Raw genomic sequence first — 13,055 nt, 5'->3', positions numbered from 1 at the left:
CCAAGTGCCGTTTTGAATGCTCAAAACGGCACTTGGCGCTACTTACTTTAAGGGGCTTGCCGGGTTTCGACAGGCTCAACCACCGGGTTTCGACAGGCTCAACCACCGGGTTTCGGCAGGCTCAACCCAGCGTTTCGAACGGCTACGCCTGGAGGCCGGGGACGCCGTCCTGGATCGTGAAGGAGGCCTTCGTGCTGACGGGGGAGCCCGGCGTCGTGACGTATTCCAGCACCCGGAAGTCGGCGGTCATCGCGTCCCTGGTGATCTTTGTGTTCACGTACCCGCGCGAATCGTTGTAGAACTTCAGGTGCGGGTTCCAGGCCATGGTGGGGTCCGTGGTGGCGCCCGTGCCGTTGCCGGTGGACGTGATGGACGTGCACACCAGCTCGGAGCCCACCACGGGCGAGGCAGGATCCTTGTAGTCCACCTTCAGGTCGTTGGCCCAGTTGCGGTGCACGTCGCCGGTGAGGACGACGGCGTTGCGCACCTTCGCGTCCAGCCAGCCTTGGGTGATGCGGCGGCGTGAGGCGGCGTAGCCATCCCAGCCGTCCATGGAGACGTCGTCGATATCCAGCGCCTGGGCACGGTCCCGCTCGGCGAAGAAGACCTGCTGGCCCAGGATGTCCCAGCGCTGACTGGAGTTCTTGAACCCGTCCAGCAGCCACTTTTCCTGCTCCGCGCCGGTGATGGTGCGGTCTTCGGCGAGGCGTTCGGCCACGTTCTTCCGCCAGCCGTCCCCGGCGAGCTGGTCGTCGCGGTACTGCCGGGTGTCCATCATGTGGAAGTTGGCCAGCTGGCCCCACTGGATGGTGCGGTAGATCTTCATGTCGAACCCGGCCGGAACGGACGAGGCCCGCAGCGGCATGTTCTCGTAGTACGCCTGGAATGCGGCGGCCCGGCGCTGGCGGAACCGCTCGGTGCTGTCGTTGAGCTGGCCGGCGTCGCGGTTTTCCGGAATGTCGTCCGCCCAGTTGTTGTCCACCTCGTGGTCATCCCACACCACCAGCCACGGTGCGATGGCGTGCGCAGCCTGCAGGTCGGCGTCGGCCTTGTACTGGGCATGCCGCTGGCGGTAGCCCTGCAGCGTGGTGGTCTCGGGGCCCTGGTGGTCGCGGGGGTTGCCGCCGCCGATCACGTAGCTGCCCTTCTTGTACTCATACATGTAGTCGCCCAAGTGCAGCACCAGGTCCGGGTGGTCCTCCGCGAGCCGCCGGTACGCGGTGAAGTAGCCATGCTCGTACTGCGAGCAGCTGGCGAAGGCCATGGCCAAGGCGGCCGGAGTCTCGTGCAGTGCCGGTGAGGTAAGGGTGCGGCCGGTTCCGCTGATGTGGCGGCCGCTGCGGAAGCGGTAGAAGTATTCGCGGCCGGGCTTCAGGCCTTTGAGCTCGACGTGCACAGAGTGCGCGGCTTCGATCCGGGCCTGTTCGACGCCGCGAGCTACTACAGTGCGCATGTTCGGGTCCTCGGCCACCTCCCAAGCCACCGGGACCTGCCGGGAGGGCATGCCGCCCAGGCCGTCCTCGGCAAGGGGGTCCAGCGCCAGGCGCGTCCAGATGACGAAGCCGTCCGCCCACGGCTCGCCCGATGCGATGCCGAGCATAAACGGATCGGTGCGGAGACCGGCGTCGTCTGCGATGGAAGTGGCGACGGCGGCACCCGGCAGGGCGGCAACAAGGCCGGCCCCGAGGCCGGCGGAAATCAGGGATCTGCGTGAGATGTTGTCCATGGGTCCGACGGTATGGAGGCCGGTTGGACGGCGGTTGTTGCCTGAGTGAATCAAAAGTGAACTGAGGGTCACGGGTTTCCGCAGGCTCAACCACCGGCCCCATATCCTTGGACGGTGACTCTCCTTCAGGCTGTTCTTTCCTTTGCTGTTGTTGCCGGGCTTTTGACGCTGGTGCCCGGCATGGACACTGCCCTGGTGCTGCGCTCGTCCATCTCCAGGTCCCGCCCGTTCGCCTTTGCCACGGCGATCGGCATCAGCACCGGGGCGATGATCTGGGGAGCCGCCGCAGCAGTTGGTATCTCGGCCCTGCTGGCAGCGTCCGAGATGGCCTACCGCGTGCTGACCATCGCCGGCGCCGCCTACATGATCTGGCTGGGGCTGTCGCTGTTGTGGAAGAGCCTGCGGCACGGCAAGGCTGCTGCAGCCCCTGAAACCGCCGCGCCAGTGCCCGGGAGGAATGAGCTCGTGAGGGGCTGGCTGACCGGAACCGGAACCAATCTGCTGAACCCGAAAGTGGGCGTTTTCTACATCGCCACCATCCCGCAGTTCATTCCGGCAGGTGAATCACCCCTGCTGGTGGGCGTCCTGCTGGCCGGTGTGCACTGCGTTTTGACGATGGCCTGGTTCACGCTGCTGATCTTCGGCACGGGCTATGCCTCCCGCTGGCTCAAGGGTGCCCGCAGCATCCGCATCATTGACAGCATCACCGGCACGGTCCTGGTGGGGTTCGGGCTCAGGCTCGCGCTCGAACCCGCCCACTGATCACTTGCCTGCAGACCGCGCTTTGGTGGCTTTCGGCTCCTTCGGCGGGAGCGTGGAGATGTACTCAAAGGCTTTGTGGATCCAGGCTTTCGCCCGTGCGTCGTCGCCGTCGCCCTCTTCGTTCCACATCTCCGGCAGTCCCGTGTAGCCGCCCATCGGGCGCTCGGCGGGCCCGAACGGGACGGTCCGTTCTGAGCTTTCGAGTTCCTCCCGGTCCTCCGGGGAGAGCTTGATACCGATGGTGGGCCCGAACAACCCGGCGAACATGTTGCCGTTCACGAAAGCGCCCAGGTTGCCGAACATGGGCTTGACGGCCACGTCCGGGTGGTCCGGGACCAGCGACCGGAACCGCTCTTTGTCCTGGTCTGACGCTTTGGGCATCTCCATGATGCTTCCCTCCCGGGGCTCGGCTGGGTGCTCGACTCGTGTGTGCAGGATATGCCCTGCCAGGTGCGACGGGGAACACCCGGCCGCCCGCCGTCGTTGTGCCAAGGGCAAGGCGCTCCCACCGGGAGCCCAGCCTGCCCTCGACCAAAGGACTTTCCCTTGACTCCTCGCACCATTGTGATCACCGGCGCCAGCGACGGAATCGGGGCGGCCGCCGCGCGGACCCTGGCGAAGGCGGGGGAGCAGGTGGTGCTCGTCGGCCGGTCCGAAGAGAAGACCCGCGCCATGGCCAAGGAGCTGAACGCGGACTACTTCGTCACCGACTTCGCCGACCTCGCGCAGGTGCGCTCACTCGCGGCCCAGCTGACGTCAGATTACCCGCGCATCGACGTCCTGGCCAACAACGCCGGCGGCATCATGGGCAAGCGGACCCTCACCGTGGACGGCAACGAATCCACGTTCCAGATCAACCATCTGGCGCCGTTCCTGCTCACCACGCTGCTGATGGACACCCTCACCGCCAGCAACGCCAAGGTCATCAACACCGCCAGCGCCGCCAACGGCATGGGCAAGCTGGACCTGTTCGACCTCAAGTCAGAGCACAGCTACTCCACCAACCGCGCCTACGGCACCGGCAAGCTCGCCAACATCCTGTTCACCTCAGAACTGGACCGGCGCTACGCCAGCCAGGGCATTACGACGGCGGCATTCCACCCGGGCGTAGTCCGCACCAACTTCGCGGCAGAGTCCACCAGCCCGTTCCGGCACGCCTACAAGACCTTCCTAAACCGGTTCATGCTCACCCCCGACCAGGGCGCAGACACCATGCTGTGGCTCATCAACGGCACGGCGGGCAAGGACTGGATCTCCGGCGCCTACTACGCCAAGCGCGCCCTGGCCAAGGCCAACACCCAGGCGTACGACGTCGAGCTGGCCCGGGGGTTGTGGGAGAAGAGCGAAGAGCTGGTCAAGGCGGCCTCGTAGGCTTCTGCCGGTCAGCGCGCCCGCTCGACGTCGGCCGCCATCCTTGCCTGCCCTCTGGCAGTTAGTCCCGCAACCACGCCATCTACGTCCGCCTCCGGCCGGTTCTGGCTCAGCTTGGCCTTGGCCTCGATCCGGGTGATCACCAGTTCCACGCCGACGATGGCCCGCAACTGTCCGGCGATGAAGCGCTCAGGTGCGTCGTCCACGCTCCACGGGTGCTCGAACTCCGCCTCGTGGACCCCGGTGAGCCGGCGGACCTGGCTGGAAATCCATTCAGGATCATCGTGAATCACCAGCTGCCCGTAGATATGGGCGGTGGTGTAATTCCAGGTGGGGACAACCCGTCCGTGTTCGGCCTTGGACGCGTACCAGGACGGCGAGACGTAAGCGTCCGCTCCCTGGATGATGGCCAATGCCTCCCCGACGGCGGGTTCGGACCACTGCGTGTTGTTCCGCGCAAGGTGCCCCTGCAGCGCGCCGTGCTCGCCGACGTCGGGATCAAAGACAAACGGCACCAGCGTAGCGAGGAGGCCCTGCGCTGTCATGGTGACCAGGTTGGCTGCGCCAGGGTTGGAAAGGAGATCCTGGACGGTGCCGGGGCCGGCGGCAAAGTGGGCTGGCGTGTACATGGGCTAGTCCTTTACGGGCTGGAGGGTTGGGACGGGATGAACGGCGGGCGGGTCGGGCTTGAGCCGGACCCGGACGGCTGCTCCGGCGCAGAGGATGACGGCCAGTGCGCCGAGGGCGGTGGGCCAGGTCAGGTTCTCGCCCAACAGCAGGGCCGCCCAGCAGATTGTCAGCACCGGCTGGATGAGCTGGATCTGGCTGACCGAGGCGATGGGGCCGATGGCCAGCCCGCGGTACCAGGCAAAGAACCCCAGGAACATACTGACCACGCCAAGGTAGGCGAAGGCCAGCCACTGCACCGGCGCGGCGGAAGGCGGTTCCTGGGAGATCGACACAGCCGTCAGCAGCACCATCAGCGGCGACGCGAGCACTAACGCCCACGACACCGTCTGCCATGCGCCAAGCTCGCGGGCCAGCAGGCCACCTTCCGCATAGCCAATGGCAGCGGCAACCACTGAACCAAGCAGCAGCAGGTCCGCCCAGTGCAGCTGCCCGAAGCCACCGGAGTGCAGGGAAGCGAAGACGATCGCCGCAAGGGCTCCGGCCGTGGTGACGAGCCAGAATGCCAGCGGCGGCCGTTCCCGCCCGCGGAGAACAGCGGCCGTTGCAGTAGCGGCCGGGAGCAAAGCAATTACCACGGCTCCGTGGCTTGCAGGTGTAGCGGTCAAGGCAAAGGAAGTCAGTAGCGGGAAACCCACGACGACGCCGGCCGCCACAACCGCGAGGCGCGCCCATTGCATCCCGTGGGGGAGCCGTTGCCGGGTAACTGCCAACGCTGACGCTGCGAGGACTGCTGCCACCACTGCCCGGCCGGAGCCGATGAACAGCGGGGACAGGCTGGCCACTGCCACTTTGGTGAACGGGACGGTGAACGAGAACGCGGCCACACCGATGATTCCCAGCCAGATTCCGGAGGCCTGCGATGGCGGTATCACTGTGCGCCTGGAAAGAGTAGCGCTACTATTGTCTCTCATGAACAACGATAGCAGTTCGCGGATTGTGGCGCACCTGAAAACCTGGATGGCTGCAGCCGCGCCCGGAGCGAAGCTGCCGTCCACCCGGTCCCTGGTGGCCGAGTACCAGGCCAGTCCGGTTACGGTGCAGAAGGCCCTGCAGACGCTCACGGCGCAGGGGCTGATCGAGAGCAGGGCCGGCGTGGGGACATTTGTCCGCGCTGCCAGGACTGCGAAGCCGTCGGACTACGGCTGGCAGACTGCGGCGCTGCGCTCACCGAGGGCCACGTTGCCGTCCGCTTCCTCCACCATGCGCGACCTGCCACAGGACGTCATCTCCTTCCACTCCGGCTACCCTGCCCGGGAGCTGCTGCCCGAGCGGCTGGTGCGGGCCGCCCTCACCAGGGCTGCCCGCGGGGACGCCGCCTTGTCCCGGCCGCCCGCGGCCGGACTGCCAGAACTGCAGTCCTGGTTCGCGCACGAGCTTGGCGCGTCAACGCCGGCCGGGACCACACCGCCGAACCCCAGCGACGTCGTCGTGCTCCCTGGAAGCCAGAGCGGACTGAGCTCAATTTTCAGCGCACTGGTGGGCAAGGGGCAGCCGCTGCTGCTGGAATCGCCCACCTACTGGGGCGCCATCCTCGCGGCCGCGCAGGCCGGAGTCCGTGTGGTTCCGGTTCCCACCGGGCCTGACGGACCCGACCCGGCGGAACTGACCCGGGCCTTTGAGGAGTCCGGAGCCAGAGTGTTCTATGCGCAGCCAAATTACGCGAACCCCACCGGTGCCCAGTGGACGGCGGACACGCGCGACCAGGTGCTGGATGTGGTGCGCGCCCAGGGCGCGTTCCTGGTGGAGGACGACTGGGCGCACGATTTCGGCATCACCAGCACCCCGGTGCCGGTGGCTTCCCGCGATGATTCCGGGCATGTTGTGTACCTGCGCTCGCTGACCAAGAGTGTGTCGACGTCGATCCGGGTGGCCGCGGTGATCGCCCGCGGACCTGCACGGGAGCGCATCCTTGCCGACCGGGCAGCCGAGTCAATGTACGTCAGCGGGCTCCTGCAGGCGGCCGCGCTCGACGTCGTCACGCAGCCCGGGTGGCAGACGCACCTTCGAAGCCTCCGCCACCAGTTGGAATCCCGGCGCGACCTGCTGGTCACCAGCCTGCGACAGCACGTGCCGCAGGGCCACATTGAACAGGTGCCCAAAGGCGGCCTGCACGTGTGGGTGCGGCTCCCGGACGGGACGGACCTGGAGCGGCTTGCACGGGAGTGCGAATCCGCCGGGGTGATTATCGCCCCGGGCAACGAGTGGTTCCCGGCCGAACCCGCAGGCCCGTTCATCCGGCTCAATTACTCCGGGACGAATCCGGGCGCCTTTCCTGAAGGCACCCGGATCATCGGGGAGATGCTGGCCCGGAACGGGGGTTAGGGGTCAGCTGGAGAGCTCAGCGCAGACGTCGATCGCCTGGCCGGAAGTGCTCACCAAGGTGAAGATACCGGTCGCGGGGTCAACGTTGTAGACAACCTTGCCAATGTAGTGAGTAGTTGTTGGCCCTGATGGCTCGTCGGAGGGAAACAAAATCAGGCCGTTGTGACCAGTGGCGGTGACGGTCTGGGTACCGTCAGGATTGGTCACGGTCTCAGTCACTGAACCGTCGGTGCGAATGGTGATGGAGTCAACAGCCTGAGGATGACGCCCTGGCTTGTAGCCATAGTTTGTGTAGGTGATCACTGTGCCCTTGCCTGAGACGAGCAACCGAACGGTGTCGCCATCCTCGTCCACAAACTCTTTTGTTTGAAGTTTCCCTCCCGTCCAGGAGACACCAAGCCTGAAGTCACAGCCCGTACCGGCAGGCAGGATGAAGGATACGTCTTCAGCAAGCGCCGGCGCGGCAGGGGCAACGAGGGCGGCTGCGGCGAGGGCAGCTGGGGCTACCAGACGTGTGAGTGTCGATTTCATGGAGTTTTCCTTTCGGGGGTTTATACCAATGGGTGCCTCAAGACTGGCTCCCAGCCCTTAACCCATCCTTAATCGGGCCAAAGCACTGGACCATCCGCCTGCCCGGGAGCAAGATGGGGGTTGATGTGGCTGCTTGGGGTCACATCAAGGGTCGGGGCGGGGCGCTGTGGGGTTCGCTCGTCGATGAGTTCCGGTGGGTTGGCCAGTCGAGCCAGTTCAGCGGCCGGTCGGTGAGGGGTACTTGGCGATGGGCGCACTGCAGATCAGGGCCCTCGGTCCACTGGAGGTGGTTGCCGACGGCCAGAGCGTGCTGCTCGGCAGCGAAAAAATGCGGATCGTCCTCGAATGTCTGGTGCTCATGGCCAATACCGTTGTGACCGCCGATTTCCTCGCCGACGCCATTTGGGACGGCAGTCTGCCCGCACATCCAGGCGCGCAACTTCAGGTCTACGTCGCCAACCTGAGGCGCCTGCTGGAACCTGGCCGGCCCAAGGGCGTTCCTTCGCAGCGGCTCGCCAGCCGGCCGGGAGGCTACGTGTTGAAGGTGGCGGACGACGAAGTAGACCTGCTGCAGTTTCGCGCGCACATCGTCGCTGGTGAGCAAGCAGTGCAGGCCGGCAACCTGGCGGTGGGAGCCGAAAAGCTGCGCGAGGGTGTGCGGCTGTTCAGGGGACCGATCTTCCCGGACCTGGCCGATCTCGAACTGCTGGAGCCAGACCTCGAGGGGCTGCGGGAAACGTGGCTGGACGCTTATCAGGATCTCGCCGAAATCGAACTCGCGCTAGGCAGGCACAACACTTTGGCGGGCGAGCTGCAGCAGCTCGTCTCACAACATCCATACCGTGAACGGCTGTGGGCCTCGCTTGTTGTTGCTCTATACCGCTGTGGACGGCAGGCGGACGCGCTCGCCGCTGTGCGGCACGCGCGCAAAGTGTTCGTTGCGGAGCTCGGAATTGATCCCGGGGTCCGGCTGCAGGAGCTGGAAGCGCTGGTACTGCGGCAGGATGCCTCACTCGATGCACCCGCAACGAACGGGCATCGCCCCAGGCAGCGGCTGGAAAACCTGCCTGCTCCGGTCACCCCGTTAGTGGGCCGGGAGGCGGAACTAAAAGAGGTGTGCTCGTTGTACCGCTCAGGGGAATGCCGTCTGGTGACTGTCACCGGCCCGGGCGGTGCCGGGAAAACGCGGCTGGTGCTGGCCGCTGCGGCCCGGTTGGGCGAGCACATGGACGACGGCGTGGGCTGGGTGAATCTGGCACCGCTTTCGGACGTCCATCAAGTTCCGGGCGCCATCGCCACCATGCTTGGCCTGGAGGATTGGGCCGGCGACGATCCGCTGAAAGCCGCTTCCCGGTTCCTTCGTACACGCCGGCTGCTGTTGGTGCTGGACAACTTCGAACATCTGGAGGACGCCTGGCCGATGGTGGTGGATCTGCTCACCGCCGCTCCCGATCTTCGTATCCTGACCACCAGCCGCAGGCGCCTCGGGCTGCGCGCCGAATACGAGTTCGAGCTCGGACCGCTTGCCCTTCCGCCGATTGAACCGGCCCTGCCTCCCAGCAGGCTCCGGGAAGTGCCGGCGGTGAAGCTGCTCCTGAACCGGGGGAGGGCAGCCAGGCCCCATTTCGGCGTTGACCTGGAGAATGCCGCCGTCCTGACCCGGCTGTGCCACCGTCTGGATGGCTTACCGCTGGCCATTGAGCTGGCCGCCGCCCAGTTGCGGTACCGCACTGAGCAGGACCTCCTGGCGGATCTGGAACTCAGTCTGAATGACCTCCCGGCAGCCTTCCGGGACCTTCCTGAACGGCAGCGGACGCTGACTGCTGCGATCACCTGGAGCTATCAGCTGCTGGGCAGAGACGAGCAGCTGCTGTTGGTCCACCTTGGGGTTTTTGCAGGCGATCCCACCGTCGAGGCTGTCGCCTCGGTATGCAGCGGAGCGCCTCACGTCCAGTCCCGGATTGACGAGCTGTTGTCATCCCTCGCGGACCAGAGCCTGATTAGAAGGTACACCGACGCCAGCGGACACCAACGGGTGTCCATGCTCCAGTCGATCCGTGAGTTCGCCCGCGACAGGTTGTCGCAGCTCAGCTGGGCAGCGGACATTCGACTCCAGCATGCCCGCTACTGCCTTTGGCTTGCGGAGGCAGCTGGCCCGATGCTGTGGGGGCGCGGCCAGGTGGAAGCATTCCGGCTTCTGCAGTCGGACGCCCTCGACCTGCGGGCGGCACTGCTATGGGCAGCCGGACCGGACGGGGTAGCAGAGGTGGGGCTGGGCCTGGTGGGGCAACTTTGGCACTACTGGGAACTCACCGGTGACGTCGCCGTGGAGCAGCGCACCGCCGTCGACATGGTGGAAAAGGCGGCGGATACTGCGCCTGAAGTGCTGGCTCCGGCACTCAGCGGCGCGGCCACTCTGTGCTGGACAGTAGGGAGATTTGGCGACGCGGCATGGTTACATCACAAGGCGCTTGAGGCGTTTGAGCGTGCAGGAAACAACGCCGGGGCTGCATGGACCACAATGTGCCTGGCCGTCCAGGCTGCCCAGACTGAAGACCTAACCACTGCCAGGAGGCTGGCGGCTGTTGCCTTGCAATCGCCGGCAGCCAGCCCCCGGACGCGTGTGGCCTCGCTGGTTGTGCTCTCCCGGCTTGCGTTCTTTTCGGGGGACGTCGCCCGGACCCTTGAGTTGTCGCATCGGTGTGCCGAATTGGCGCGGTCCATCGGGGATCGGTGGCTGCTGGGCGTAGGGCTTGTGAACCTGGCGGAAGCCCTCGAACAGGCAGGTGATTACGACGGCGCGGAAAGCCTCCTGCTTGAAGCCATAACCGGCGCCCTTGAGCTGCAGGCGCAGGGCCATCTGACCGGATTCCTCGATTCGCTGGCTGGAGTCTACGTGGCACGGCACCGCACCGAGTTGGCTATCCGGCTGCTGGCTTCTGCCGACTCGTACCGATCGGACCGTGGGCAACTGCTGGATGGGGAGGAACGGAGACGGGTTGACGGGATCATCGCCAAAGCCAGGTCCGAAGCGGGACAGGTACGGTTTGCCCTTGCCTGGTCCGCGGGTAGGACGCTTTCGCTCACCCAAGCCGTCAATGAGGTCCTCCGCCTGAGCGCACGCCACGCTGGCGCGGACATCCCGTACCGTGTCTCCAGGTTTTCTGATGCTGACGGCGCCTTGAACCCGGCGCCGTGGTGAGGGGACAACCTGCGTGGCTACCGGCTGAGCAGGACCATCGCTTCGTAGTGCGTGGTTTGCGGGAACATGTCCAGGACCCGGGCCTGCCGCGCCGTGAACGAGGGGAGTGCAGCCAGGTCACGGGCCAGCGACTGGGCATTGCAGCTCGAGTAGACAACATGCTCGACGTCCGACGATTCAAGCCAGCCGCACAACTCCTTGCCGATGCCGCGGCGGGGCGGGTTGACGATGACCAGTTCTGGGGACTGGTCCGCCGCGAGGGCGAAGGCGGTGGCGTCGCCGGCCCGGAAGTCCATGCGCTGCAGACCGGCTTCCTCACTGCTGATTTTGGCCGAGACAATGGCTTCGCTGCTCGTTTCGATGCCGGTCACGTCCCTGGACGGGTCCGCGCAGTGCAAGGCGAAACCGCCCACTCCGCAGTAGAGGTCCCAGACCGAGGCTGGCGCCAGCTGGTTGACCCACTCCCGACCCTGCCGGTACAGCGCGGCGGCCATCTCGCTGTTGGTCTGGAAAAAGCTTTGCGGCCGGAGGTTCAGGCTGACGTCGTTGACCCGCATCCTGAGCGTTGACTGCTCTGTCAGCAGGATCTCGCGCTCACCCTCCAGCACCGCCTTGTGCTCCGGGAGCAGGTTCACCGAAACCACCTTCACCTGTGGCAGGGCAGCCAGCAGGCCGGGGAGGTTTTTCCGGATGCGCGGCACCAGTTGTTCCGAGCGCAGTACCAGGCGGAGCATGATGTCGCCGTCCGGTGACTCGGTGATGATCAGGTGCTTCAGCTCGCCGCTTCGCCGGGGAACGTCGTACGGCGTCAGGCGGGTTTGGCGGATGAAGTCCGCAAGAACCGGGAAACACGCCCGGAGGCCGGGGGAGCAGACGCCGCATTGGCGCAGGTCCACCCCAAAGCCTTCAGCGTCGAGGATCCCGATGGTGGGCCGCTGGGCCGTTCCGCCAATCGCCATTTTGGCCTTGTTGCGGAAGCCGGAGTCCCCACCGGCAAGAGCTGGCAGCCATTCCAACGACGTGTGGTCGCCGAGGAGGGTTTGGCAGTGCCTCTGCTTGCCTTCGAGCTGTTCAAGGTAGGGCGTACCCATGTGGGTGCAGGAGCGGCAACGGCCGGCATCGAAGTAGAAACAATGCATGACCCGAAGATTTTACCCGCTGTGCGAAGATGCCTACCTCCCGGCCGGGGGCGTGGAAACGGCGGCTACTCCCCGCGGCGCCCGTACACGCTGATCACGTTGCCCTTGCTGGTCCGGTACTGGTCCTGCAGCTCAAGCCTGGTGGTGGGGTCGCCGTCTTCGAACAGGCGGCGGCCTGTGCCGGCGATGACCGGGTGGGTCATCAGGGTCAGCGAATCCAGCAGCCCGGCGAACAGCAGCTGCCGGGTCACGGAGATGCTGCCGCACACGGCGATCTCGCCGCCGTCGCGCTCTTTCAACTTGCCCACAAACTCTTCCAGGGGTGCGTCCATCAGGCGCGAGTTCTGCCATTCCAGTGGTTCCTTCAACGACCGGGAGGCCACAAACTTGTCCACGGAATTGATGAAGGCCGCAAAGTCCTGGTCCGCTGTAGCGGTTGGCCAGTAACCGGCCCATTCCTGGTAGCTGACCCGGCCCAGTACTACCGTGTCCACCGTTGCCATCATTTTGGTCAGGCCCGCACCAAGCTCTTCGTCAAAGCTGTCGAACTGGAACTTGAACGGTTCTGACACCACGCCGTCCACGGAATGGAACAAACCGGCAGTGACTTTTCGCATAAGGACCTCCAGGGTGGCCAACAGTTCGGCAAGCCGGCAGCGGCGCCGGTCAGGTCCACGGTATTCGCTGGGTCTGCGGCAGGGAAGAGGGCGAAAATATCCGCGCCGTGCTGGGCCGAACGTTAGGTTCATCACCACCGCCTGCGTGTTGCCGCGATTCGCGCCTCGGCAGCCCCATACTGGTCTTGAGCGGCTGTAGCCGTGCCCCGGCCAGGCAGGAGGAAGTGCGTGGAAAACCTGAAAAAGATCGTGACCAACCAGTATTTCCCGGCCGCAGCGGTGCTCACCGCAGTGGTCCTTTTTTGGGCCACTGGCCTGCTGGGCGGGCTCTCCCTCCTGAACAACAACCAGCCGCCGCTCACCACACTGACCTGGATGCTCTTCGTCTACCTGGCAGCCGTACTCACGCCACTGGCCGGCGTCGTGGCCGCAGTCGATCTGCTCCGCCGCTGGAAGCGCAACCGCGCCGCCGTTGCCGCCGGCGCATATGAGGCAGCCGAAGCCATGGAAGCGGAGGCAGTCCATGGGGCCTACGACGTCGCAGCGGAAGCTGTCACCGAGCCGGTACGACAGCAGCCAGTCCCGCAGCACATGGCCGCCCAGCAGCAGCCGGCCCAGCAACAGCCGCCACACCAGACGCCAAAGCAGCAGAAGCCGATCCAGAAAAAGTCCGGCTCCAAGAAGGCTGCCTGACC

12 protein-coding genes are annotated in these 13,055 nt (G+C 65.6%); 5 read left to right on the top strand and 7 right to left on the bottom strand.

All coding sequences use genetic code 11. The features are described from left to right. Nucleotides 1-142 precede the first annotated feature (142 nt). Nucleotides 143-1,726: an alkaline phosphatase gene (locus tag FNL14_RS03350; RefSeq protein WP_142057612.1), complete on the bottom strand. Its 1,584-nt coding sequence runs from the start codon at nucleotides 1,724-1,726 to the stop codon at nucleotides 143-145. Between the two features lie 114 nt (nucleotides 1,727-1,840). Between FNL14_RS03350 and FNL14_RS03345 the strand changes: the two genes are divergently transcribed. Next, a complete protein-coding gene (locus FNL14_RS03345) occupies nucleotides 1,841-2,488 on the top strand; it encodes a LysE family translocator (protein ID WP_142057610.1) in 648 nt (215 codons plus the stop codon). Here the strand turns inward: FNL14_RS03345 and FNL14_RS03340 are convergent, their stop codons facing one another. Further along, on the bottom strand, nucleotides 2,489-2,875 hold the full coding sequence (locus tag FNL14_RS03340) for a TfoX/Sxy family protein (protein WP_091417902.1): 387 nt from the start codon (nucleotides 2,873-2,875) through the stop codon (nucleotides 2,489-2,491). Nucleotides 2,876-3,034: 159 nt separating this feature from the next. Here FNL14_RS03340 and FNL14_RS03335 point away from each other — a divergent pair, with 159 nt between their 5' ends. Beyond that, the gene (locus FNL14_RS03335) at nucleotides 3,035-3,859 is read left to right on the top strand and encodes an SDR family NAD(P)-dependent oxidoreductase (RefSeq protein WP_142057608.1); all 825 of its coding nucleotides are present in this window, start codon (nucleotides 3,035-3,037) and stop codon (nucleotides 3,857-3,859) included. An 11-nt stretch (nucleotides 3,860-3,870) separates the two neighbouring features. Here FNL14_RS03335 and FNL14_RS03330 read toward each other — a convergent pair whose 3' ends face one another. Together FNL14_RS03330 and FNL14_RS03325 are read right to left on the bottom strand one after the other, a co-directional pair. Beyond that, a complete protein-coding gene (locus FNL14_RS03330) occupies nucleotides 3,871-4,488 on the bottom strand; it encodes an FMN-binding negative transcriptional regulator (RefSeq protein WP_142057606.1) in 618 nt (205 codons plus the stop codon). Between the two features lie 3 nt (nucleotides 4,489-4,491). Then, nucleotides 4,492-5,460 (bottom strand): DMT family transporter, encoded by a 969-nt coding sequence (locus FNL14_RS03325; RefSeq protein WP_142057604.1) that lies wholly within the window; start codon nucleotides 5,458-5,460, stop codon nucleotides 4,492-4,494. Between FNL14_RS03325 and FNL14_RS03320 the strand changes: the two genes are divergently transcribed. After that, nucleotides 5,459-6,871 carry a PLP-dependent aminotransferase family protein gene (locus tag FNL14_RS03320; protein WP_142057602.1) on the top strand — a complete coding sequence of 471 codons (1,413 nt, stop codon included), beginning with the start codon at nucleotides 5,459-5,461 and terminating at the stop codon, nucleotides 6,869-6,871. The two genes, FNL14_RS03325 and FNL14_RS03320, sit on opposite strands and share 2 nt — an antisense overlap. A gap of 3 nt (nucleotides 6,872-6,874) precedes the next feature. Here FNL14_RS03320 and FNL14_RS03315 read toward each other — a convergent pair whose 3' ends face one another. Beyond that, nucleotides 6,875-7,402: a hypothetical protein gene (locus FNL14_RS03315; protein ID WP_142057600.1), complete on the bottom strand. Its 528-nt coding sequence runs from the start codon at nucleotides 7,400-7,402 to the stop codon at nucleotides 6,875-6,877. A gap of 247 nt (nucleotides 7,403-7,649) precedes the next feature. Here FNL14_RS03315 and FNL14_RS03310 point away from each other — a divergent pair, with 247 nt between their 5' ends. Continuing rightward, the gene (locus FNL14_RS03310; protein WP_142057598.1) at nucleotides 7,650-10,604 is read left to right on the top strand and encodes an AfsR/SARP family transcriptional regulator; all 2,955 of its coding nucleotides are present in this window, start codon (nucleotides 7,650-7,652) and stop codon (nucleotides 10,602-10,604) included. 17 nt (nucleotides 10,605-10,621) lie between these two features. Here FNL14_RS03310 and rlmC read toward each other — a convergent pair whose 3' ends face one another. Together rlmC and FNL14_RS03300 are read right to left on the bottom strand one after the other, a co-directional pair. Beyond that, nucleotides 10,622-11,743, bottom strand: a complete 1,122-nt coding sequence (gene rlmC, locus FNL14_RS03305) for a 23S rRNA (uracil(747)-C(5))-methyltransferase RlmC (protein ID WP_142057596.1) — start codon at nucleotides 11,741-11,743, stop codon at nucleotides 10,622-10,624. Nucleotides 11,744-11,808: 65 nt separating this feature from the next. Then, a complete protein-coding gene (locus FNL14_RS03300) occupies nucleotides 11,809-12,360 on the bottom strand; it encodes a dihydrofolate reductase family protein (protein WP_142057594.1) in 552 nt (183 codons plus the stop codon). 228 nt (nucleotides 12,361-12,588) lie between these two features. Between FNL14_RS03300 and FNL14_RS03295 the strand changes: the two genes are divergently transcribed. Then, on the top strand, nucleotides 12,589-13,053 hold the full coding sequence (locus tag FNL14_RS03295; RefSeq protein WP_142057592.1) for a hypothetical protein: 465 nt from the start codon (nucleotides 12,589-12,591) through the stop codon (nucleotides 13,051-13,053). Nucleotides 13,054-13,055 lie beyond the last annotated feature (2 nt).

The sequence above is a fragment of the Pseudarthrobacter sp. B4EP4b genome (assembly GCF_006680095.1).
In the GTDB taxonomy this organism is placed as follows: Bacteria; Actinomycetota; Actinomycetes; order Actinomycetales; family Micrococcaceae; genus Arthrobacter.
Note: the sequence above shows the minus strand (reverse complement) of the source record. Positions and strands in the feature narration are given on the sequence as shown.